This window comes from Candidatus Culexmicrobium sp. (genome assembly GCF_058356305.1).
Genome location: NZ_JBTVBB010000050.1, coordinates 1 through 23,818, shown reverse-complemented (window position 1 = coordinate 23,818; position 23,818 = coordinate 1). Strand labels below are relative to the sequence as shown.

Annotated in this window: 20 protein-coding genes and 2 pseudogenes; 9 read left to right on the top strand and 13 right to left on the bottom strand. The window is 34.7% G+C overall.

Annotated elements, in window-relative coordinates:
• Together ACW8TM_RS11640 and ACW8TM_RS11635 are read left to right on the top strand one after the other, a co-directional pair.
• A pseudogene (locus ACW8TM_RS11640) lies at positions 1 to 501 on the top strand (amidohydrolase); the annotation flags it as partial.
• 57 nt (positions 502 to 558) lie between these two features.
• Positions 559 to 945 carry an Mth938-like domain-containing protein gene (locus ACW8TM_RS11635; protein ID WP_491533469.1) on the top strand — a complete coding sequence of 129 codons (387 nt, stop codon included), beginning with the start codon at positions 559 to 561 and terminating at the stop codon, positions 943 to 945.
• 16 nt (positions 946 to 961) lie between these two features.
• Here the strand turns inward: ACW8TM_RS11635 and ACW8TM_RS11630 are convergent, their stop codons facing one another.
• The 6 genes from ACW8TM_RS11630 to ACW8TM_RS11605 form a co-directional block, all read right to left on the bottom strand.
• On the bottom strand, positions 962 to 2,731 hold the full coding sequence (locus ACW8TM_RS11630) for an N-acyl-D-amino-acid deacylase family protein (protein ID WP_491533468.1): 1,770 nt from the start codon (positions 2,729 to 2,731) through the stop codon (positions 962 to 964).
• A gap of 490 nt (positions 2,732 to 3,221) precedes the next feature.
• The gene (locus ACW8TM_RS11625) at positions 3,222 to 5,015 is read right to left on the bottom strand and encodes an N-acyl-D-amino-acid deacylase family protein (protein WP_491533467.1); all 1,794 of its coding nucleotides are present in this window, start codon (positions 5,013 to 5,015) and stop codon (positions 3,222 to 3,224) included.
• An 80-nt stretch (positions 5,016 to 5,095) separates the two neighbouring features.
• The gene (locus tag ACW8TM_RS11620) at positions 5,096 to 6,289 is read right to left on the bottom strand and encodes a M20 metallopeptidase family protein (protein WP_491533466.1); all 1,194 of its coding nucleotides are present in this window, start codon (positions 6,287 to 6,289) and stop codon (positions 5,096 to 5,098) included.
• Between the two features lie 67 nt (positions 6,290 to 6,356).
• Entirely contained in the window at positions 6,357 to 7,601 is a 1,245-nt protein-coding gene (locus tag ACW8TM_RS11615) for a cation:proton antiporter domain-containing protein (RefSeq protein ID WP_491533465.1), read from the bottom strand.
• Positions 7,602 to 7,727: 126 nt separating this feature from the next.
• Entirely contained in the window at positions 7,728 to 8,942 is a 1,215-nt protein-coding gene (locus tag ACW8TM_RS11610) for a cation:proton antiporter domain-containing protein (protein WP_491533464.1), read from the bottom strand.
• Between the two features lie 172 nt (positions 8,943 to 9,114).
• Positions 9,115 to 9,873 carry a zinc ribbon domain-containing protein gene (locus ACW8TM_RS11605; protein ID WP_491533463.1) on the bottom strand — a complete coding sequence of 253 codons (759 nt, stop codon included), beginning with the start codon at positions 9,871 to 9,873 and terminating at the stop codon, positions 9,115 to 9,117.
• Positions 9,874 to 10,113: 240 nt separating this feature from the next.
• Here ACW8TM_RS11605 and ACW8TM_RS11600 point away from each other — a divergent pair, with 240 nt between their 5' ends.
• On the top strand, positions 10,114 to 11,310 hold the full coding sequence (locus ACW8TM_RS11600; protein ID WP_491533470.1) for a DUF401 family protein: 1,197 nt from the start codon (positions 10,114 to 10,116) through the stop codon (positions 11,308 to 11,310).
• A gap of 18 nt (positions 11,311 to 11,328) precedes the next feature.
• Here ACW8TM_RS11600 and ACW8TM_RS11595 read toward each other — a convergent pair whose 3' ends face one another.
• Together ACW8TM_RS11595 and ACW8TM_RS11590 are read right to left on the bottom strand one after the other, a co-directional pair.
• Positions 11,329 to 12,258, bottom strand: coding sequence for an acetamidase/formamidase family protein (locus tag ACW8TM_RS11595; RefSeq protein ID WP_491533462.1), 930 nt, complete (start codon positions 12,256 to 12,258; stop codon positions 11,329 to 11,331).
• Between the two features lie 70 nt (positions 12,259 to 12,328).
• The gene (locus ACW8TM_RS11590) at positions 12,329 to 13,348 is read right to left on the bottom strand and encodes a serine hydrolase (RefSeq protein WP_491533461.1); all 1,020 of its coding nucleotides are present in this window, start codon (positions 13,346 to 13,348) and stop codon (positions 12,329 to 12,331) included.
• 127 nt (positions 13,349 to 13,475) lie between these two features.
• On the opposite strand from ACW8TM_RS11590, the gene ACW8TM_RS11585 reads away from it, so the two are divergent.
• The 4 genes from ACW8TM_RS11585 to ACW8TM_RS11570 all read left to right on the top strand — a co-directional run bounded on the left by ACW8TM_RS11585 (position 13,476) and on the right by ACW8TM_RS11570 (position 17,211).
• Positions 13,476 to 15,266, top strand: coding sequence for a phosphoenolpyruvate carboxykinase (ATP) (locus tag ACW8TM_RS11585; protein ID WP_491533460.1), 1,791 nt, complete (start codon positions 13,476 to 13,478; stop codon positions 15,264 to 15,266).
• A 129-nt stretch (positions 15,267 to 15,395) separates the two neighbouring features.
• Positions 15,396 to 15,521 carry a hypothetical protein gene (locus ACW8TM_RS11580; RefSeq protein WP_491533459.1) on the top strand — a complete coding sequence of 42 codons (126 nt, stop codon included), beginning with the start codon at positions 15,396 to 15,398 and terminating at the stop codon, positions 15,519 to 15,521.
• 99 nt (positions 15,522 to 15,620) lie between these two features.
• A complete protein-coding gene (locus ACW8TM_RS11575) occupies positions 15,621 to 16,787 on the top strand; it encodes a DUF2341 domain-containing protein (protein ID WP_491533458.1) in 1,167 nt (388 codons plus the stop codon).
• Positions 16,788 to 16,851: 64 nt separating this feature from the next.
• Entirely contained in the window at positions 16,852 to 17,211 is a 360-nt protein-coding gene (locus ACW8TM_RS11570) for a nucleotide pyrophosphohydrolase (RefSeq protein WP_491533457.1), read from the top strand.
• A gap of 29 nt (positions 17,212 to 17,240) precedes the next feature.
• Here the strand turns inward: ACW8TM_RS11570 and ACW8TM_RS11565 are convergent, their stop codons facing one another.
• On the bottom strand, positions 17,241 to 18,098 hold the full coding sequence (locus ACW8TM_RS11565; protein WP_491533456.1) for a creatininase family protein: 858 nt from the start codon (positions 18,096 to 18,098) through the stop codon (positions 17,241 to 17,243).
• A 114-nt stretch (positions 18,099 to 18,212) separates the two neighbouring features.
• On the opposite strand from ACW8TM_RS11565, the gene ACW8TM_RS11560 reads away from it, so the two are divergent.
• Positions 18,213 to 18,755, top strand: coding sequence for a macro domain-containing protein (locus tag ACW8TM_RS11560; RefSeq protein WP_491533455.1), 543 nt, complete (start codon positions 18,213 to 18,215; stop codon positions 18,753 to 18,755).
• 1 nt (position 18,756) lies between these two features.
• Here the strand turns inward: ACW8TM_RS11560 and ACW8TM_RS11555 are convergent, their stop codons facing one another.
• Both ACW8TM_RS11555 and ACW8TM_RS11550 read right to left on the bottom strand, forming a co-directional pair.
• Positions 18,757 to 19,242, bottom strand: coding sequence for a phosphatase domain-containing protein (locus tag ACW8TM_RS11555; protein WP_491533454.1), 486 nt, complete (start codon positions 19,240 to 19,242; stop codon positions 18,757 to 18,759).
• A 47-nt stretch (positions 19,243 to 19,289) separates the two neighbouring features.
• Positions 19,290 to 20,831, bottom strand: coding sequence for a coiled-coil domain-containing protein (locus ACW8TM_RS11550; protein ID WP_491533453.1), 1,542 nt, complete (start codon positions 20,829 to 20,831; stop codon positions 19,290 to 19,292).
• A 115-nt stretch (positions 20,832 to 20,946) separates the two neighbouring features.
• On the opposite strand from ACW8TM_RS11550, the gene ACW8TM_RS11545 reads away from it, so the two are divergent.
• Complete coding sequence (locus ACW8TM_RS11545) at positions 20,947 to 22,791, top strand: ATP-dependent DNA helicase (protein WP_491533452.1); 1,845 nt, start codon at positions 20,947 to 20,949, stop codon at positions 22,789 to 22,791.
• On the opposite strand, the gene ACW8TM_RS11540 is transcribed toward ACW8TM_RS11545, so the two are convergent.
• Positions 22,788 to 23,537, bottom strand: coding sequence for a Rossmann-like domain-containing protein (locus ACW8TM_RS11540; RefSeq protein ID WP_491533451.1), 750 nt, complete (start codon positions 23,535 to 23,537; stop codon positions 22,788 to 22,790). The genes ACW8TM_RS11545 and ACW8TM_RS11540 overlap by 4 nt on opposite strands.
• Before the next feature lie 2 nt (positions 23,538 to 23,539).
• Positions 23,540 to 23,818, bottom strand: a pseudogene (locus ACW8TM_RS11535) (hypothetical protein); the annotation flags it as partial.

Below are 23,818 nucleotides of genomic sequence, written 5' to 3'. Positions count from 1 at the left end.
AATATGCGTGAAATTGGCTTGCCTAAATATTCTGAGGAAGACTTAAAATTTGCAAGAGAAATTGCAAAAACAATACCTAAGGAACAGAAGATTAGACAGCTACAGAAGTCTAAGCGGCCTGGATGGGAAAGATTAGTTGACAAGCTTATTGATGATGAGATTCCAGATCCATGGGGTGAAGGAGAAGTAAGCCATGGCTCAACAGATGTAGCAGATGTAAGTTGGCAAGCACCAACAGTTGAATTTAGTGTTGCATGCTGGGTTCTAGGAACACCTGGACATTCATGGCAAAGTACAGCTCAATCAGCGTCAGGTATAGCTCATAAAGGATTAATATTTGCAGCAAAGGTTATAGCGGCAACAGCTCTAGACCTATTGACGAAACCGGAAATATTACAAGCAGCTAAAGAAGAACATAGAAAGAGGCTTAGAGGGAGAACATATAAGTCACCGATACCTCCAGAAGTAAAACCACCACTAGATTTCTGGGAGCGCCGTTAAACTCTTCATCTCTCTTATTATTTATGGTTGGTTGATGATTTGATTTTAGGGTAATTTATGGTAGAGGAGTGGATAGTTATGATTGAACGCACAGGATTTGGATATGTGATTGTTGATGGAGAAAAATATGATTATGATATAATTATTCATGTTGATGGAAAAGTTACTAAGCGTAGAAAAGAGCTTTCAAGACCATTTAGAGAGGGTTTACACACACCATTGGCTAAACCTGAAATTAAGGAATTGTTGAGTGAGAATCCAGAAATAATCATTATTGGTTCTGGTCAATTTGGAGCACTACCAATTATGAATGATGTATTTGAGGAAATTAAGAAGCATGGAGTAAAGGTTATTGTCAATAAGACTCCAAAAGTGATTGACTTAATAAATAAAATGAGGAGTGAAAATAGAAAGGTTATTGCAATAATCCATGTTACTTGCTGAATGTTTAAGGATGAGGCTATGTTTTGACTGGTTTTCTTAAGAGTTTTCCTGGCATAACTCCTGTATGCTTTCCTTCTTCTACTACTATTTCTCCATTTACGATCACATACTTTACTCCTTTAGGTGGCTTTCTTGGATTTAAGTAGTCACCCTCTTCACGTATAGTGTCGTAATCGAAGACTACTATATCTGCCCAGTAGCCTACTTTGAGTGCCCCTCTATCCTTTAGTTTTACTCTTTGAGCTGGCATGTAGGTTGCTTTCTTTATTGCTTCTTCTAGTTTTAATACTTTTAAGTCCTTAACGTAGCGTCTAATATATCTTGGATATGCTCCATAGGTGTTTGGATGTGGCAGATAATATGGAGGTACTCTAACTTTCCACTTGAAGTCTAGTGCAAAGGTATCAATACCAATCATGGCCGCTGGATGCTTCATATAAGTTACTATTTCGGATTCTTCAATTAATTTGGGTTCAACAAGTGTTTCAGGATCTTCAACTACTAAGTCTATCAATGTGTCAACTGGATCTGCATTCTTTGATCTTGCAATTTCTCCAATACTCATGCCTATATAGTCTGCATTCTTATGCTTTCTAATGATTATTTTATCCATCCAGTACGGGTTTATATTTGGATTTACCCTATACCATTTTCCAGCATAAATCGCATCTTTAACGTCTTTTCTATAATCTTCCGCCTTCAAGTTTTCTATTAACTTCTCTTTAGATCCAGACTCTCTTAGCCATGGAGCTAATAAAGCTATTAGTTTTGGAGCTGAAAATACCCCTCCACTAGTATTTGGAATTAAGTCGAAGGCAATATCTAGACCATTTTTTCTCGCATCATCTATAACCTTTAATGTAGCTTTAGCTGCAGCTTCAAGCAGTTCTGATGGTGGAGGTGGATAAATTGTATAACCTGTTAGTATATGTGAAATTTGAACTGGTACTCCAGTTTTTCTACTTATTTCAATTGCTTCAATTATACCTTTAATTTTTTCAGGCGGCTTTACTTCTCTTCTAACTTCAGTTCTAATTCCAGTTCTTCTCCAGTGTGTTGCATAAATTCCATTATACTCCTTAACTACTTTTACAAGCTCAATTAACTCTTGAGTATCAGCGTAAAATCCTGGAGAATAATCAAGCCCACTAGATAATCCATGTGCTCCTGCTTCCATAGCTTCTCTAACATGCTCTTTCATTTCTTCAATTTCCGTTGACTTAGCTTTCCTCTTGAAGTCTTCACCCATAACTGTAGCTCTAATGGCATTATGACCGACGAGTGGTACTAAGTTAATTGACATACCCTTCTCCTCAATTTTATCTAAAAATTCACCAAAAGTATGCCAATCAATTGTAAATCCGAATTTCTCCTTCAATTTTTCATTAACTTTCTCTATTGGATGCATTAATGGTGCATAATACTTGAATGGTTTTAATTCATGCCACCAATCTAGCTCCCAAAAAGACATTAACCAATATTTTCCAACAGGTGCTGGTGAAAAACCACAGTTTCCTCCAATAACAGTAGTAACTCCTTGTAAAAGATAGTTCTCTGCTTTAGGATAAAGAAATATTGTTTCATCAGCATGACCATGCATATCTACAAAGCCTGGACAGACAATTAATCCTTCAGCATTTATGACATGTTTCGCTTCAACCTTAGGCTCTTCAGTGGCTAGATAAGTTATTTTTCCATTCTTTACACCAATATGTCCCTGAAATCTAGACGTACCGGTTCCATCAATAATTGTTGCATTCTTAATCAAGATGTCAAGTTCCTCCACTTATTTCCCTCCGAATTTAGCTTAGTAATTGATTGCTGATAATCGATATATACCTCTTGCGAATATAGATTCAAAAATAGTTGTTATATTTTAAGCTAAATCTAAAGAGTGGTGTCGGATGTTTAGCTAAGGGGAGAAATGGAAACTGACGTCAAACTAGAAAAAGGTAGCAGTGAACACTAATCAATTAAAACAATAATAGAACTGTTATTTTTCTATTTCAGCTACTTCTGTCTTTTTATCTTAAGTCATAGGTTTCTGAGTTGAGGTCTCTGCTAAATGATGGATAATGTATCATGGGCAATTATTTCTTGGTCATATTTATGGAGAACATCCATTTATTTTCCAGTAATTTTCAGTATAATAATATAAAGATTAACACTTTATTATATCGAAATATTAGAGTTAAATTCAACTTTATAATGAATTATATGGATATGTGTATGAAGTTGGTTTAGATTTCACTTGGAAATATGGCTTTTCGTTTATTTTACTCTGGTCTAAGGCTAGTATATTCAAGTCTCGTCAATACTCTTCCAGGTGTTGCTTGTGTATGTTTCCCCTTTTCGATTACTATTTTTCCATTAACTATTACATACTCTATTCCTTTTGGATATTTCCTGGGCTCTAGTGGTGTACCTACTATTTCAAGTCTATTAAAATCTATTAGTACAATGTCTGCATATGAACCTTCAAGTAGTGTTCCTCTGCCCTTTAGTTTATATACTTTAGCTGGAAGTGTTGAAATTTTTTGTACTGCTTCTTCGATTGTGAATAGTTTCTGTTCTCTAACATATCTTATGAGGAAGGATGGATATGCTGAATAGGTGTTTATACCTGGAATGGTGTATGGAGGATTTTTTCTCTCATATTTATCATCATAAACTGCTACATCTACTCCAACCATGCCTGCAGGATGCTTAAAGAATAATTTGACATATTCTTCTGTAAGTCTATAGTCTGGTACTGCTCCTCTTGCATCTGGATCTTCTGCTATGAGGTCAAAATATGTTTCGAGGGGATCTTTGTTTAACTCTTGAGCTATTTGTGCTACAGTTTTACCATTATATTGGGGGTTTTTATGCTTTAACACCTTTATGTTATGGGCCCATCTTGGATTTACATTTGGATTATATGCAACTCTAATAAACCATTTTCCAGCAAATATAGCTTGTTTTACTTCTTCTCTAAAGTCTTTAACTTTCAACCAGTATCCTAGCTTTTCTCTTGAGCCTAGAAGCCTTAGCCATGGAGCTAGTAGAGAGCATAGATATGGCATTGGATTGCCCCATGGATTATAGGGTATAACATCAAAGGTTACTTGTAATCCTTCTTCAATTGCCTTATCTATTTCCTTTAATGTAGCTATTCCAATTGCTCTTTGTATTTCAGGTGAACCTGGCGGTGTAACTTCATATCCACCATATAAATGGGCTATTTGAAGTGGAACTCCAGTCTTCCTACATGTTTCAATGACTTGTCTAATTCCTTCAATCCTATCTGGTAAGCGTGCACCTAATGGAATATCTCTTCTTCTTCCTGTCCTCTTCCAGTGTGGAGAATAAACTGTTCCATACTCTTTTAATACTGAAACACATTTAGTTATTTCTTCTTCATCTGCAAATACGTCCGGGTCATAATCTAGTCCAGTAGACATTCCTAGACATCCATCCCTCATTCCTTGATGTATTAACTCTATCATTTCGTTTATCTCTTCTTTAGTAGCTTTTCTCTTGTAGTCTTTACCCATAACTGCATATCTAACTGCACCATGTCCTAATAGTGGGGCGTAGTTGCATGATATTCCTTTCTCCATTGTTATCTTGAAGAATTCTCCCATAGTCCTCCAAGTAATACTCCAACCAAATATTTTCTCCATCCATTCGTTGACTTGTTCTAGTGGGTATACGCTTTCAGGGTAATACATGAAAGGGGCTAAATCATATAGATAATCTTGAAGTATATATGGCACCCTGACATATTCTCCTATTGGTGCTGGAGAACCACCACATTGTCCACCTACAAAGGTTGTTACACCTTGATGGACATAGCTTTCACATTTTGGGTACCATAAAATTGTCCAATCAGCATGGCTATGAACATCAATAAAGCCTGGCATTGCTATTAATCCTGTTGCATCAATTTCCTTTTCTGCATCTCCCTTTAAGTCTCCAATTGCAGTGATATATTCTCCTTTAATTCCAATAGAAGCTTTAAATGAGGGTTTCCCTGTCCCATCAACAATAGTTGCATTTTTAATAATTAAATCAAAATCCATCGTCATGAGAACACCTAATAATTATCTGTATGTCAAGTCTATTTAAGATTAACAGATTTAATTTTAATAAAAAATTTAGTTTTAAATTAAAATTTGAAGTTTTCTAGTAAGTATTTGTACGCTAGGGAAGCATATGTTGCAGTCCCAATATATAGTACTGCTTCATCAATATCAAATCTAGGATTATGATGAGGTTTATCTGTCCCCTTCTCTGGATTCCCTGTTCCAAGTTCAAGGAAAGCTCCAGGAACCTTTTCTAGGTAATATGCAAAGTCTTCTCCTCCCATTGTCGGCTTAGCTTCAATAACTTTTTCTTCTCCAATAAGTTCAATAACTGTTTTTCTAGCCATTCTGGTAGCTTCAGGATGATTTATTGTAGGTGGCACTCCATCGATCAAATTAATTTTACATTTAGCTCCAAATGCTGTACATGTTTTTTCTATTATACTTCTAATTTTCTCTTTAATTAAATCTCTAACTTCAAATGTTAATGCTCTATATGTTCCCTTAAGGGTTGCTCTTGGCGGGATGACATTCCAAGTTGTTCCTGCATGGAATGCACATATACTTACTACACCTGATTCAATTGGATCTAAACATCTACTAATGATTGTCTGTAAATTCATGACAACACTTGAAGCCACCACTATTGGATCAATTGTTAAATGGGGTGATGCTCCATGACCTCCAACACCTTCTATTTCAACTTCAATTTTACCAGTGGCTGCAAGAGCAGGTCCCTCTTTTAATGCAATTTTACCTGGTTCAATAGAGCTCCACACGTGTAATCCGAAAATGGCATTGACATCTGGATCTTCAAGCACTCCCTCTTCAACCATTCTTTTAGCTCCGCCAACTCCTTCCTCTGCTGGCTGAAATATAAGTTTAACAGTTCCATTTAGCTTGTTCTTTATTTCAGATAGAATTTTTGCTGCACCTAATAGCATTGCTGTATGGGCATCATGTCCACATGCATGCATTACGCCTTCTATTCTAGATTTATATGGGACTTCATTTTCTTCTTGAATTGGAAGGGCATCCATGTCTGCCCTCAATGCAACTGTTCTCTTATTCGCTTTCTCTTCATTTAGAATTCCTACGACTCCTGTTTCTGCAATTCCTGTTACAACTTTATATCCCCATCTAGTTAGAAGTTCAGCTACACGTTGAGATGTTCTTTTCTCTTCATATGCAAGTTCAGGGTACATATGAAAATCTCTTCTCCACTCAATTATGCTATCCTCAATTTCTTTTGCTCTACTTAAAATTGCCTTTAACATAATTTAATCCTCCATTGAACTTACATTGCATAGTGTTTAAAATCTTTTTTATTTTGATTTAAATTTATTATTTGGATGTAGTGGCTACTGCTTTTCTTTTTGCAACGTATGGTGCAATAAATGCACCATATAGCACTGTTACGATCACAACTATGAAGCATATATTTGGATATATTTCAGGTGAAGCGAAGTATTGCCTATTTGGATCATATATCATGGGGAGTTGAGACATTATCATTGCTGGAAGTCCACTTGCAACAGTTACAGTTAAGATTCCCTTTTCAAGTTCATTAAGTTTTAGAATCATACTTGAAATTGAAGCTGCAATATATCTGACAATTAAAATTATTACAACAGCAAGTAGCCCTGCAATAATTTGCTCCTTAGAAATAGATATTATTAATCCAATGTAAACGAAGAAGAATGACTTCATAAAGAAAGTTATTTCTTCATGAAACTCTCTCAACAATTTTTTCTCAATTTTAAATATTCTCTTAAACTCGAGAGTTTTAGATATATATTCAAAGTTTGTTATTATTAATCCAAAAATTAAAACTGTTAATGCACCTGACCCTTCACCTCCAATTTCCTCTGAAATAATGTAACTTAAAAATACGACAGCTAATGTAATCATATAGGTTAATGGTTTTCCACGTAATTTATCCAGTACAGATGCCCAAAACATGCCGACCATAAACCCTATAATGATAGAGTTACTGAAGGATAGAAACATCGTTTTAAATCCATCTAACAGTGATACTGTAGGGGAGATTATCATTCTAATTATTGTTATACATGTAATTACGCCTATAGGGTCAGTTAATACTGATTCTAATACTAGGATGATCTTTGCTCTATCAACATTTAATCCTGCTCTCTCTAATGTACTCAAGATTCCTATGGTTGTAACTGTACTTGTACCTGAAACCATTGCTCCTAGCAGTAATCCTTCTAATAATGAAAAATTATTTGGGAATAAAAAGTGCAAAATAGATCCAATGACGATCATTGTTAATGGATAGGTTAAACCTAAGAGGAGAAAGCTTTTAGGAAGCATTTCTACAACTAATCCAACGTCAACATTAATACCTGCATCAAATAGTATTATGCAAAGTGCTACAATACTTACTAGCTTTGATACTCTAACGAATAATTCAGGGTCGTAAAGATGGAATATTGGTCCAAGTAGGATTCCGAAGAGCAATAGCCATATAATGTCAGGTATCTTTGTTTTATCATAAAATAATGAACCCATAAATCCAAAAAGGATTGTCAGTGATATTAGTATCAATATATTCACAGCCTCGATCATTTTTCCACAAGCCTTAAACTATGAACTCATACGCTCTCCCAATAATTTTTACTATTGTTGATGAAATATAAGTTGAAATTCGCTTTTAATATCTTTTCACTTTAGTGACTTGAGTTAACCTTGTTATTATGACATTTTTACCTCGGTAGTTTCAACTTTCCTAACTATGGCGAGGGATATGGCCATAATTAGATTGCTAAATAAGAGAACATATAGGGAGAGATCTAAGAATAATTCGAAGTATAGTGGGATATTTTCAGCGGCAATTACCCCTAAAACTGCAGTTACAAGTCCTCTTCCAACTACGCATGACATTAAGCCTCTATATTCTTGCACTTCACTTCTAATTGTAGTTAAATTTACAATTACTAGTCTAGTTGCCAGTAAGAGTACTGTTAAGCCAAAACCAAATATTATTTCATTTAAAGTGCCAGGAACATATGCTAATCCTAATACGACAAAGATGAATGCCCGTATCAAGAAGGTAACCTCAGTATGAAAATGTCTTAATAGGTCTCTAATAGGTCTTATTTCTTCGACATCAACTTTTAAGCCTAAAATACGAGATATCTTTTCATTGTTTCCAATCATCATTCCAAGTATTAGTGAGGCTAAAGCTCCACTTCCTTCTAGTGTTTCAGCTGAACTATATGCAATTAGTAGTATTGCCAAGGTGAACATATAAAAGAATTCTTCTTTTCTCACCATAAACATTGTTATAATCCAGAAAACTCCTACCAGAAAGCCTGTTACAATTCCAGCGGAAAATTTGGTGAAGAACATTTCTAAACTCTCAATTATTGAATGAAATCCTATTTTAACATAATCTAAACATGATATTGCAATTATAATTGAAAGCAGATTTGTTAGTGCAAATTCTGTTGAGAGTGAAAGTATTAGTTCTTCCTTCACCTCCATTCTCCTCAAAATGGATAATAATACAGTTAATCCACTACCGCCCAAAATTGCTCCAAGAAGCACACTATAAGCCCATCTTAAATGTAAAATAAATCTTGTTATAACTGAAATTAAAAGTAAACTTAAAGCTAAACTTATAATGGGAATTAAAATGATTCTCCAACCCTTTTCTACTAACTGATCAATATTTAATCTTAATCCAATATCAAACATTAACATGGCAAGCGAAAAGGATGCAATATAGGGAATTGCTGTTTTAATACTGTTAATGCTTATTATATTAAAAATTGGACCTAGAAATATTCCAAAAATTACTAAGAATACAATCTCCGGGATATTCAGTAATCTAAATAAAAGTTTTCCAAAGAAGCCTAAAAGTAGTATTGCTGAAACTGTAAAAAAAGGAAAGAGTAGATCGTTCATTTAAATCTTCTCTCCATGAAACCAATCTACTTTAAAGTAAGTAGAGGTCGATATTTAATTCTTCTCACTATTCTAAAATGTATTTCCATTCAAAATTTCTTGTACTAAGCGATTTCAAGTTAGCTTTAAATTTTAATTGTAATGAGCAACTCATTAGAAAAATAAAGTAAGGTTAAATTAGCTTGCAACCGCACTCCGTACAATAATTATCTTCAGGTTCAACCGGCTTTCCACAACGAGGACAGAATTTAGGCCTCCTCCCATATTTCTTCGCTGAAACTCGTCTTTCTCTTCTTGTCCTTCTTCTTTTGCTAATGTGTTCAAGTATTGATTTTATATCTGAAAGCCATCCTTCTACATCATATTTCGCGGATAATCCTATACCTCTCTTCTCTTCTAGGGCCGGGAATGAGAAATGAAGAGTTTTATTTCTGTTCCAATTAGCGGTTACGAAAATTCCTGGTGAATGAAGCGATACCTTCTGTCCTCCTGTATCAAAAATAGAACCAGTAACGCCCCATTCCCATGAGGTCCATAAACCATAGGTTCCACCTTTAAAGCTTATAGTGATATAGTTATCACCAGCATATTCAGCCTCAACAACATTTTTCAATGGAACAATAAATGGACTTAATCCAATTATGGTTGGATCAACTTTAGCTATTCCAAGTGCAGCTTTAATTTGCTGCTTAGTAGACTTAATTATCGGCTCTAAAGGATAGTAGACGAATCTCTTACTAGTTAGGAATAAATAGCCCATGGAAATCTCATTCTGATATAAATCCCCTAAATTTATTGGCTCAGGTTTATATCCGCCTATGAGCATTTTATTTTTTGGCCATCTAAGCAGTTTCTCGTCATCCTTAAAGCGGTCTCCAAGCATATAAATTGTAGCTGCCAATTCTTTAGGTATTTTATATCTTTTAGCCATTTCTTTAGGTGATAACATATTAATCGAAAATATTTAACTTGATTTTCAGTTAAAATTTTTATGCCAAATAAACTCTAAACTATAATCGACTATCTGTTTCAACTAGAATTTTATTCATCAGTATGGTTGATCATTGAATTAAAGATATTCTGAGTGAGGAAACACTAAAGTATATATACGTAGTTTTTTCTCAATTCAATATCACGTTGAATTTAGAATAGTTGATGGTGGTAATTGAGTATGATAAAACTAGCAATAGTGCTGGCGGTCATTGCACTAATAATACTTCTGTTAAAAAGAGGATTTGAGATAGGTTTTACCCTACTTATTGCAGCTACATGTCTATCGTTAATTTTAACTCCTTTAAGGTTCATTGAAATTTTAATTGAAACTATAATGTCTAGCAAGACTTGGTTTCTAATATTTATGTCTTCTTCAATTGCAGCTTTAGCTGAGCTTTATAGATTGACAGGTCTAATTGAAGATTTGGGTATTGGGCTAGCTAGGGCGTTGAGGAGTCCTAAGATTGCTGTTATGCTAACTCCTGCTATAATTGGTCTATTACCTGTAGCTGGAGGAGCTTTGATGTCGGCTCCTATTGTTGGAGTTCTGAGTGAAAGTTTAAAATTCTCTAGTGAACTGGCCATTTATGCTAATGTATGGTTTAGACATACGATATTTATGTTCTACCCGTTAAGTCAGCTATTAATTACGACCTCTGCAATGTCTGGTTTACCAGTTGAGTCATTAGCCTTAAGGCAACTTCCTATTGCGTTGTTCATGATTTTTATTGGATATATCATTACTTTTAGAAAGGCAGAGTTAAATGTAAGGTTAAATTTAGATGAAGCTAGAAATCCACTAAAAATTTCTATTCTACCACTTGTAACCGCATTGATATTAGCCATTTCCTTTAGATTTCTCTTTGGAGATATTAGTATGCCTATTGGTGTTGTTTTGGGTTTTATTACTTTAATCTTGATTTCAAGGACTAATAGTCAAACTATTATCGATTCAATTAATAATAGGAGGGTTAAAGGGATAGCTCTGGCCGCCTTTAGCATAATGTATATGCAGAAATCTTTTTTGATTTCTGGTGCGTCAAAAATCATAACTGAAGCATTAACTTCAGCTGCAATTCCTATAATTATATTAGAGTATACTTTACCTGGATTTCTAAGCTTGATTACTGGTTCACCATTAACAGGAGTTGTATTAACTCTACCTATAATGCAGAGCTTAAAGACACTTAGTCTAACTGATGTGAGTGCAATTTATGTATCTTCATACCTCTACTATCTTGGTTCTCCAGCTCATTTATGCTTCGCATACACTGCACAATATTTTGAGTGTTCATTGCATAAATCGTATAAATATATGATTCCAAGTATTGCTCTATCCTTGATATTCACCTACTTATTGTACATGTTCACGTAAATGAATGGTAGATGTTGTTTATTCTTCAATGAAGATTTCCCTTGGCAAGTGCATTGTAACAATCCAGTTAGGCTTATCGACTATTTCTGCAATTCTCAGATCTCCCATTATACTAGCAAGAATGTATGCATCTTCTCTCTTTAACTTATATTTAAACGATATTAGCCTGATCATTTCTCTAACTGCGTCTTTTGCAGCCTCCATTAAATCACTATTTATACCCATCGTTACGTAATATGTGCTGAATTCCTCTAATGGCTCCTTGTGAATTATTGCTCTTGGATACCTTATATTTGCATTTTTTATTAAGTCAAATTCTAATACTACATAGAGTGGGGCTTCAATTGCAGTCACACAGACTTCTCCATCTCCTTGAGCGGCATGTCCATCTCCCACTGAAAACAATGCTCCTTCAACAAATATTGGAAGTATAAGTGTTGAGCCACGAGTTAAATGCTTGAAATCCATATTTCCGCCAAATGGACCTGGAGGCATCACTGGGAATTGTCCCCTCTCTGCCCTTGCAACTCCCATTGTACCGCAAAATGGATTTAAAGGAATTACTACTTTATCGTCTAATACTGTGTAATCTCCAGCTGATAAATCCCATATTCTAAGATATGGTTTATTAAATTCATCGGCTAATAGTCCGAATCCCGGGATTATTGCACTCCAACCCCAACCCTTAGTTTTAATGTCAATTATCTTTACAGCTAATGCGTCACCTGGCCTGGCTCCTCTAACATAAATTGGACCTGAGAGGGGATATACTCTACTCCAATCAAGTTTCAATAGGTCTTCACTTGTTGAATTAGGGGTTATCTGGTTATCTGTAACATCTCTCAATTCAAATACAACTCTATCTCCCGGGTCAATCTCTAATGCTGGTTCCAATGAATTATCCCACTGATAGTGTACCTTATCGGGGTCAATAAAATGTATCTTCAATAATAAGGCCTCCCTAAACTCATATATAAAATGGAAATTATAAGCATATTCAAAGTTTAATTACATTTATTTAATAGCTATAATTCAATGAAGTTATTGCTTTATAAACACCCCTAGAAATATTCGCAATAATTTCTTCTCCAACTTGAATATAGTTTTGGTCTTCATAATCTAATTCATTTACAAATACAGCTAAGACATAATCTTTAACATTAGTGAAGATGATTCCAACATCATTAACTACTCCTGGAACAGTCCCAGTTTTATGGGCAACAATTACATTATTAGGTAGATATCTCTTCAATCTTCTAGCTCCAGTTTGACAATAGGCCATTATTCCAATAATTTCATCACATGCCCTTGGAGTTAAGATTTTCTTCTCATATATTAGACTTAAAGTCTCAACAATGTCTCTTGGCGATGAAACATCATTGTAATCATAATTCTTTAAGGTATCTCCAGTTAGGCTAACCATCTCCCTGACTTCATGTTGTATTTTTAAGTTTTTAATTGTTAAGCCCATTCTTTGCCGTTCATAATATAAATCTCTTAGAAATGACTGTATTTCACCTTTAAACTCAACTTTTCTTTCAACCATTTCAAGTAGCTTTAGAATTTTACTTTCATCTTTCAATTCATAAAGCCCAAAGATGATCTCCTTAGTATTGTATGCAACTAAAGTATTGTTTAAACCTAGATTCCTAATAGTTTTGTTAATGCTTTCTTTACCGAGAATATCCATTAAAATATCTGTTGCAGTATTATCACTAATTATCATCATTAACTTAGCTAAATCCCTCAATGTTAACTGTAACCCCTCATCTAAATATTGTAGAAGCCCTGATCCCGGAGCTTTATCATAAAGCTTAACAATATATCTATCCTCTAAACTTATATTTCCACTTATAACTTGATTAAATAATTCTATTAATACGTATATTTTGAAGACACTTGCAGTCAGAAATTTTTCATCAGCATTATAATATACTTCTAATCTTGATTTCAAATCCCTAAAGCCTACTCCAACTTTACCTTCTACTTTTTCTACTTCACTTAGAGTTATCTTTTCTACTTCATCTTTTAGTCCCATATTTTCACCTTAAAATCTTCTTCTAAAGCAAGCTATAAATCGCTATCTATTCAACAATAATCTTTTTAACTAGAGTAAAGTTAACTTATTATCCCTTACAAATTGAACTGATATTGGAGTGGTTGACATGCCCTTAATAATTCCTAAAATTGAAGAATTAACACCTGAAAAATTTAAGGAAACTTTCAGAAAAATATTAGAGGTTAAGAGGAGGGCTGGATTAAAGCCACTTCATGATAATCCTCCAGATCTTTTTGAGAGAGCTAAGCTATACGGAACGCAATATAGGAATGGCTCATGGAATTGGGCTTCAAATATATGGAGTAGATCAGCTGCAAATACAGTTGTAATTGAAGATGAAAGTCAACTGAAATATGAACATAAACTGTTAATGCTAAGAGTATTAGAGCATATTTTAGCTCAAGGTCCCCTCATAAAGGTTGATGGATATGTTGGTAAGCCTGGAACAAAGGCTCAAATGCACGCCACAGTATATGTAGACCCACAATTTCCAGATATTGCATATAGATGGAAGGAACTAGTCTTCCCAGCACCATCAGACGAGAAACCTGACATTGAAGTCTTCATGATACCACACTATCTGGGGAATCCAATGATTCCAGGAACCAATAGAATGTTAATGGTAATGAGATTTCCACATCACAACTTCACAATAATAACTGCATCATCTTATCAGGGAGAAGTTAAAAAGGCAGTTTTAACCCACTGGATCTATCATGTATATAAAAGGGGTGGAACAGGTGAACATGCTTCCCTAAGGGAATTTACAGTTAAAAGAGTTGATGGAAAATGGAAGAGGATAGTAATGTGTGTTTGGGGTTTAACTGGAACTGGAAAGTCAACTCACGGCTTATATGTATGGACACCTAGAAACGCTAAAATCTACATGGAAAACTTCGGTATAAATCCACTTGAATATGTAAAAGACCAAGTTATAAAAAATGATGACATAGTGGCAATCTTCGAGGATAAAGTTATAGGGTCAGAACGTGGCTCATGGACTAAAACTGAAGATTTAACGCCAGATCAAGAAGCAATGTGGAATGGTGCAATGAGTCCACGCGCCCTACATGAAAACACAGAATTCGATGAAAACGGTTATCCAAGCTTTAAAGGAGAATTATTCCAGTACTTTGGAGCACCAAATAGAAACTCGAGAAGCGTATTATATCTCGAAGACACTGGGTTCTTTGATGGAGATGTAGAATCAAGCGGTCCCTTAACAACAGCCATCTTCCTATCACCAGGATACTTCACAGACTATGCATGGATAAAAATTGTTGACGAAGCAATAGCAGCAAAAATATTAGCAGATGGAAGAACAATAGGCCACCCAGCACAAGCAAAAGAAGTAATAGGAAAAGTAAGATATGTAGCAAGATATGCAAAACCATTCACCATGGGAGTAACAAATACAGCACACGTAGTAAGATTCTACAACTACCTCAAAAAAAGGAAAAAAGAAGGAAACCCAATAGAAGTATATCTATTCAACACAACTGGAAGAATAATAGCAAAATATGAATGGAAGGAAAAGAAGCTAGGAGACAAAACAATAATGGCACCAGAACCAATACTAGTAGAAGTTGAAGGCATACCCAAAGCTATTGGAGGAACAAGACCAACCATAGAAGAAACCGAACTATTCATACTACAAGCAGTAAGAGGAGCAGTAGAATACGAACCACATCCAGTATGGGGAGAAAAGGTACTAGTACCAAAAATGGTTCCAGGGATAAAGCCTGAAAGACTAAAACAACTAAAACCAACTACCTACCTAACCCTAGAAGAATTTAAAGCACTATTAAAAGCACAAATAATTGAAAGCAAATACTACCTAGACAAAGACTGCCCAAACCTACCAAGAGAAATCTACAATGCTATGGACTTCGAATAAAATTTACAACTATTAAAATAATTTATTCAAAATAAAAGTAATAGTTAAGTTAGAATAACTGCAACAATAAATTTTATAGATTACTTTAAACAAAATTAAGTTAAAATTTAACTCCTCATGGTGATAAAGATGAAATTCAGTAATAGAGGTATTAGCCCAGTTATATCAATAGTCATCATAGTTAGTGTAAGTATTGCAATTGCAATCTCAGTAGTACTCTGGATGTCAGGAATAATAGGAGGCTTCACAAAATAGGAGAAATTAGAACTAAAAGCAGCATACGCAGAGACCACCAGAATTAGTCAATGGACCTATAGAATTCCCATAACTATAACTGAGCAAAGTGGTAATGACTTGAATAACTATCAGATTTTAGTGGAAATTGATACTGCTTCCCTCATAAATGCCGGTAAAATGAAAAGTGATGGTGGAGATATACGATTTTTAGATTCAGATGGCACAACATCACTTTCCTACTGGATTGAAAGTGGCCTAGGTACATCGACAACCAGAATATGGGTTAAAGTACCTACTATTTCTACAAATAATCAAAGGATCATCTATATGATCTATGGAAATCCTTCTGCCTCAAGCAGAAGTGATGCTACTGCTGTTTTCGATTTTTATGATGATTTTGATGATGGGGATATTTCGAATTGGTATCCTGTGTATGCATCAATAACTGCAATTATTTTCGATGGGGAAAATGTATTAAAACTTGAACCAGTTTCTCCAACCAATTTTAAACATCTTGCTGTTCCAATTGATTGTAACTTATCTCTGGAAACATATATTGTTGAAGCTAGGATTTATGACGACAATCCTGCAGGTTCAGTTTTTGTTCACTTCAAAGATGATGGTAATTGGTGGGGAATAGAATTATATGCGGGTAAGCATATTTTTAGACCTTACATAAACAATGTAGATAAAGAATGGGTCTTTACAACATGGGGGCCAACTCCTTCTGATAGATGGTATCAAATAAGAGTTGATGTAATGCCCAACCGATTAATTACGTATGTTGATGGTACTAGAGTTGCAGATTGGACAATTCCCTCTCAATATCAGTTCACAAACTATAATAAGGTTGGCTTTGTAGAACATTTAGGTTATGGTCCCCTATATGCTGATTGGATTAGAGTCCGGCGATATGCCAACCCGGAACCATCTATAACTATTGGAAATGAAGAAGTAGCAGAGGGTATACCTGGTTGGTTTATAACTGTTATGGTGATTAATACAGGGGGGATTGATACAACAATCACAGAAATCATGATTAATGGAAAATCGATTGCAAGTTATAGTCAAGTTTTAAACGTGATCAATGGAGAGACTAATGAAATCTACTACAATGCTACCATTAATAAGTTCGAGGAAGGTATACCATTAAAAGTAGGTGAAAAAATTGTATTCAAAATATCTATGACTATAGAATCTCCATTCAAACATGGATCAAACATTGAGATAAAATTAAAGACTGCATCAGGACAAGAGTATCCTAAAATAATACGATTGCCATAAAATAGTCAACTTAATATTTTTACATAGCTATTTCATTCTATGGTGAAAGTTTTATTGGTGATTAATGTTGAATGATTCATCTGTTTCTCTTGAGTTTTTAAAGAGTAGAGTAAGGGATTTTGTAGCTGAGAGAGATTGGGGGAAATTTCATAATCCTAAGGATTTGGCTGTTTCTATTTGTGTTGAGGCTGGTGAGTTGCTTGAGATTTTTCAGTGGAGGAGTGTTGATGAAGTTAAAGAGATGATTAGGGATGAAGAATGGTTGAATAGGATTTGTGAGGAGTTGGCTGATATTTTTATTTATATTTTGAGTATGGCTAATGTTTTGGGTATCGATTTGACTAGTGCTGTTTTAGATAAGCTTAAGAGGAATGCTGAGAAGTATCCTGTTGAGAAGTTTAGGGGTAGAGCTTATTTATCTTGATTTTCTTAAAAATTGGAGGGAGTTTTGGATTAGTATATTGTGCCTTTTTCTTTTATTTTTTCTTCTCTTTCTTCTAGTGGGATTTTCTTCCATTCCTCTATGAATTTGACTACGAATTCTATGAATTCTTCTCTGCGTTTCTTTGCGTCTTCTAGGTTTGCATCTTTTGGATGGGTTAAGGCATATATTCCTGATGATGTGAATTCATGGGTGTTTAGTGGTATTGATGCCCAGAATACTTGTTCTGCTATTTCTCTATCTTTTCTTTCTGGGTTCATTAATTCTATCATTTCTGGTTCTAGTTTTGTTGTTGGCTTCCAGTCTTTAACTCTTTCCATTTCCACTAGCTCTGGCCTTACTACTAATACGCTTCCAGTTTCTCTTGCTCCTGAATGTACTTCTAGGTATTTTAATGCTCTGTCCCTATATTTCTTGGCTATTTCTGTTTGTGATGGCCCTCTTGGTATTGCTACATAGACTCTAGATCTTCTTTGTGCAAGTCTTTTTGCTAGTGCTACTATTTCAGTGTTTCCTCCATGTCCATTTATTATTATGAATCTTTTAATTCCATGCCTGGCAAGTGAGTCTATTGTTTCCAATAGGATGTTTAGTAGTGTTTCAGCTGAGAATGTTATTGTTCCCTTGAAGCCCATGTGGTGGGGTGAAAAGCCTGGCCAGCATGGTTGGACTACTATTGAGTTTGTTCTTTTTGCAATTTCTTCACATACACTTACAGCCCATATGGTGTCTGTTCCTAGTGGTAGGTGTGGACCATGTTGTTCAATTGCGCCAACTGCAATTAATGCTACTGGTCTTTTTTCACTTTTGAGCCATTCTTCGAAGGCACTTCTAGTCATTTCATGGAGTAATACTCTCCTCTCTTTCATTAAAACACCTTATTGCAGTAGAGTGGTTTTTATTAAAAGTTTTTTGATGTCTTACTTTAGTGTGTTGAGTTAAAGTTTTATGTTTTATAGCTAAATTAGATTGGTGAAATTGGAATGAGAGAGCTTTTGAAGATGGAGTATTTAGGAGTTACTATTAGGGTTGTTCAAGGTGACATAACTGAAATTGATGTTGAAGCTATTGTAAATCCAGCTAACAGTTTATTGATTATGGGTGGAGGTGTCGCAGCTGCAATTAAAAGGGTTGGTGGACAGGTAATTGAGGATGAAGCTAGACGATATGCCCCTATCGATGTTGGTGATGCAGTTGCTACCACTGCTGGTAAGCTTAAGGCTAAATATGTTATACATGCGCCTACAATGGTAAAGCCAGCCATGAAGATTAATGTTGAGAATGTTAGACTTGCGATGAGGGCGGCATTAAATTGTTCTAGGAGGCTTGGTGTAAAATCTATAGCTTTTCCTGGTCTAGGAACTGGCGTTGGAGGTGTACCAGCGGATAGAGCTGCTGAAGTAATGGTTGAGGAGTTAATTACTCATTTAAAGTTAGGGTCTTCTTTAAATGAAGTTGTTTTAGTTGGTTTTAAAGGGAATTTGGCTATGGAATTTGTTAGGGCTTTGGAGAAGTTTTTGAGTTGACTTAGTTTTTAGGTATGATCATTTTGGTGTTTGGAAGTATCTGTTTTAGTTTTTCAATAACTTTTTCTGAGTCATCCCAAGCCTCCACAATCTTGTATCCACGTTTAATTAGCCTTTTAATTATGCTTGCTTTAAAAGTGTAATCTTTTCTTTTGTCAAAAGGTTTTCGAAAGTATATTTCATCGTACGGTATACTCCATTTTTCTAGTTGTTCTAATGTTTTGTTTTTCTGTTTATCTTCTCTTCTTCCCGTAATTAGTATGATGTAATATCCCCTGTTCTTCTTTTCCTTTAACTTAGAAATGTTTTTTAGGATAGGTTCATCTAAATCCATATAAGTTTCACTTAAAAAGTAATCCCAAAATCTCCTACGTTTTTTGCCGCGTATTTTCTTAATTGATATGGCATTTACTTTTTCTAGGCATTTTCTAAGTCGTTTTTGAGGATTGATTAAAACACCATCAATGTCAAATATTATTGCCCTCATTTCCTCACCATGACTTTAGGTGGATAATAAAAATAGGGATTTGTTGATTATGGATCACCTAGTTTCTCTTCTATCAATTGTGCTTGTTTCTTTGTTAAGTCATCTCCAGTGTTGTCATAATTCATTAGGTTTCCAGCATTGTTTGCTCCTTGATTTGTTGCTCCAGTTGCTCCTTGATCTACAACTTCATTATCGCTTAGCTGATGGGCTAGTTCATGTGCAAGTGTACGATCATCGAAATCTGCAGCATTATCGATGGCAATTCCAGGTTTATCACCTTCCCATGACACTCCTAGTACTCTGCTGGTAATCGTGGCACCAGTTTTAGAATCTTTCTCATTAAAATCTATTCCCGGGACATAATATATGTCTATTGTGTTTTTATCATTGTCGTTTGGTAATTTGTCTCGTTCATCTTCTTCTCCAACATCTAATCTTTTATCTGCATCTGCAATTTCTTTCCATTTATCTTTACTTATCTTCTTGAACTCCTTTATTTCAAAGACTATTACCTTTGAAAAGTCGCATTCATCTGCATTCTTCTTAAAGATTTCATTAGCTTTCTTGACATCTTGACGAACTTGATCTTCAGTTACACCTGAACCCTCAACTATCCAAACTGTTAGTTTCACTTTATGTTCTGGCTTTGTTTTATTTAATGCAATTTCAATTATTTTTTCTGCTGCCTTTCCACTTATAAGGTCTATGACTGTTATGGGTATGGTTGGTATGGCTGGATCATAAGGCAGAACTACCATCGGTAATCCATATTCATTAATATAGGGTATGATTGGTACTTCATTTATCATTATGGTCAAGTTAAATGTTTTACATATGTTTCCAAACTTATCAACTGGGAAGATATTTATGCTTATATACGTTTCATTAGTCCATGGATCCTCATAGAATATTGTGGAAAATGTAAAATCTTCAAGGGATCCTGGCAAGAAGTCTACAAAAGTTGATATCATAGCTCCACTATCAAGATCAATTGCATAAACCTTAATTAAACCAGCTTGAGTTGAATTAAATTGTGCTACATAGCTTCCATTACCTAAGCTTTCTGCAAAACCGCTATAGATCTTACGTGTTGAGTCTCGTGTTTTAACTATTGAGGCTATAACGGCTATTCTAGCGTTTGTGACAGATTCGCCTCTAACATTATATGCTTTTATATGGACTTGACATAAGTCTTCACCATTAGCTATATGAGGTGAGGTAACCATTATTTCGAGTCTACATACACGGCTTAAAATGTCTCCTAATTCGCTTCTAATTTCACTTATATTTGACTCTAACTCTATAATTCTTGCTATAGCGTCTTCTAGTTCACTTTGTGTGGATGCTAATTCTTTTAGAGTTGTATTTAGTTCTGCTAATGTTTCTGTGAGTTGTTGTTTAGTTGAGGTAAGCTCATTTCTAATACTGTTCAATTCATTTTTTGTTTCAACAAGTTCTTCTCTGAGTGCTCTTATCTCTGGTTGAACTATTATATAGCCTATAACTCCTCCTGCAATTAATGCGATTAGCGCGATGACAGTCAGTTTAATGCCTACTCCAATACTAGTTAAGCCTTTATGTGTATTCATGTTTATAAATCTAGGTAAAGATTAATATAAACATTCTTCAAATAGTGAACTGGTTAATTTAAAATAATAATTTTATATGTTGCCTATTAACTTTTGTTATTTAGAGGTTTAAGATTTGAATATTGCTAAGTACTTTCCATATCCCCCTAGACCATATCAGTTAAAGACAATAGATGAAATTAGATCTAACATGGAGTTCAAGGATATTTGCATACATGCACCTACTGGATTTGGTAAGACGTCAGTAATACTTGCCTCTATTATGCATAATGTTTTAAGGGGATTAAAAGTTATTTGGGCAGTTAGAACAGGGAATGAAACTGATAGACCTATTGAGGAATTAAAGGTAATTGTTGACAAGTTTAATCTTCCCGTTTTTGGGCTATCTTATCGTGGAAAGAAGGATATGTGTCTTCTGGCTGAGAAGTTTGGAGGCGAACTTGATTATTCAGATGTATCTTATATTTGCAGATTAATGAGAAGGAATTGTCAATTCTACTTAAATTATAGGGATAATTTTGATTTAGAACCATATATTTCAAAAGGCCCTCTCCTCTATTATGAAGTTTACTCTTTAAGTAGGAAGCTGGGTTTATGTCCATATTATGCTCAGAGAGCTCTTGCAAAAATTGCAAGTATAATTTCACTAAGTTATAACTATGTTGTTAATCCTATTTTTGAATGGAGTATTAGAACTTTAATTCCCTTTGGCAAGTCGATTTTAATTGTTGATGAGGCACATAATCTTCAAAATTTAGAGTTAAATTCGGATACGATAACTTTAGGGACTATTAGACGTGCAAGGAGAGAAGCTGAGGAATTTGATGCTAAAAATGTGATTGAAATGTTAAATTATGTTGAAGATAAAATGCTTGAAATTCATTCTTCATTGGAGGATGAGGAGGATGCTGAATTTAATCCTCAAGAATTACTTCCATATGATTACTTAGACATGTTAGATGAAGCTAAGCATATTGGAGAGCTAGTTAGGAGAAGACGGCTAGAGAGAGGTTCAAGGCCTAGATCCTCACTTCATCATTTTGCTTCGTTCATGATTTCTGCTCTAGATTTAGTTGACACTGAGGGTATAGCCTTTATTGCTGAGAAGATTGAAGATAATCTTAAACTTAATATTTGGGATATGCGTGCTTCAGAGATACTTAGCGAGAGATGGCTATTATTTAGGAGATGTATTTTTTGTTCAGGAACACTTAAACCAATTGAAGCCTTTGCTGAGACAATTGGGTTATCAAATTATCACTCAATAATAGTTCCAAATATTTATGATAAAAGTAATATTGCGGTTTATATTTTGAATGATGTTACTACTAGGGGTGAGGAGTTAAGTTTGGAAATGGCTAGCAGATATGTAAAATCCATAATAAATTTTCTGGATACAGTCAAAACGAATACCGCTATTTTTACTGCTAGTTATAGAGTTCAAGAAGCCATTTTGAGTTTAGGATTGAAAAGTAAAATTGAAAAATTAGGCTTAAAAGTCTTTATTGAATATAGGAACATGAGTGGCTCAAAGTCTAGAGAAATTTTAGAGAATTTCAAGAAAACTAGTATTTATGGAGATGGTGTGCTTATAGCTCCGATTGGTGGTCGTTTCGCTGAGGGTGCGGATTTCCCTGGAAGAGAGTTAGAGGCAATCTATTTGGTTGGGATTCCATTTGCAAAGCCATCAGTTAGAATTAACTTATATATTGAATATTACATTAAGCTTTATGGAAGTGAACGAGGTAGATTTTATGCTTATACTTTGCCTGCCCTCAAACAAGCTTCACAAGCACTTGGTAGAGCTATAAGAAGTCTTGAGGATAAGGGTGTATTTATACTTGGAGATCAAAGATATCTTAATTATCTAGAGTTCCTACCACAGTATGTAAAGGAATGGTATAAGACTATTTCATATAATGAAGTTAACTCTATTAGAATTCCATGGAAACAAATTTAACTTAGTGATTTAAAGCAAAGTCTATTTAATTTAAATTCATATGCTGCGGCTGCAATTGTAACGCCATAAAAGTAAACTTCTTTTCCATGAGCTTTCAATAATATTTCGTCTATAGTATTATTTACAATGGTTGTTCCTGTAGCTAGAATTATGTCGCTCCATTTGATAATATTATCGTCTTTCAAATATGTCTCTATAATTACATTACCCTTCCTTTTTCCAATATTTTCAGGATCCATATCAGATATTCTGAATTCATTAAAGCATCTGGATAAATAGTAGGCTATTGCTGGCTGATATCCAATCATTCCAACTCTAACATTACTACCATGCTTTTCAATTAAGTACTCTGCAAGTTTCTTGCCACATTCCTCAGGACCATTATCTTTACAGTGTCTCGTATTTTGTATTAAGCCTAAGTATTTATACGTCGCATTTATAGTTGCAATTAACAAGGCTCTATTTCTATTGTTTTTAAGTGGAAGCATGTAGATTGAATTAAGTTTTCCAGTGAAGTTTAAGGGTTCATCTGTGAATGCTTGTCCTCTACATCCATTAATAATAGCTTCAATCATTGTTTCTTTCCCTTGAAGTAATGGATAATCTTTCCTTGACGGCCTCCCAATTGCCTCTATGGGTGTGAGAGGTCTGGCCTTAATGATTATCTTTGCTTTTTCTAATTTGTGTTCCTTAACTTTTCTCCACCATCTTTCACGTAGAATTTCAATTAAGCTTTGACTTGTCACATTTATCTTTTTCTTAAAGCTTTTATATAAACCATAATTCCCAGAACTGTTATTACTAGGTTTGAAATTATAAAGATAGGTATATTTGGCTGAGAAGCTTGAGGTACGCCTGCTAGGCTTCTAATTATTTCAGCAGCAATTGATACCGGATTTATTTGTGCAATTTTCAATACAACGTTGTATGCCATGTTTACTTGTGTGAGACGTTTTAAAGCTTCCTCTGGATAAAATATTGTACTGAAAAAGAAGATTAAGTAGTAAGATAGACTTCTAATAGTTAC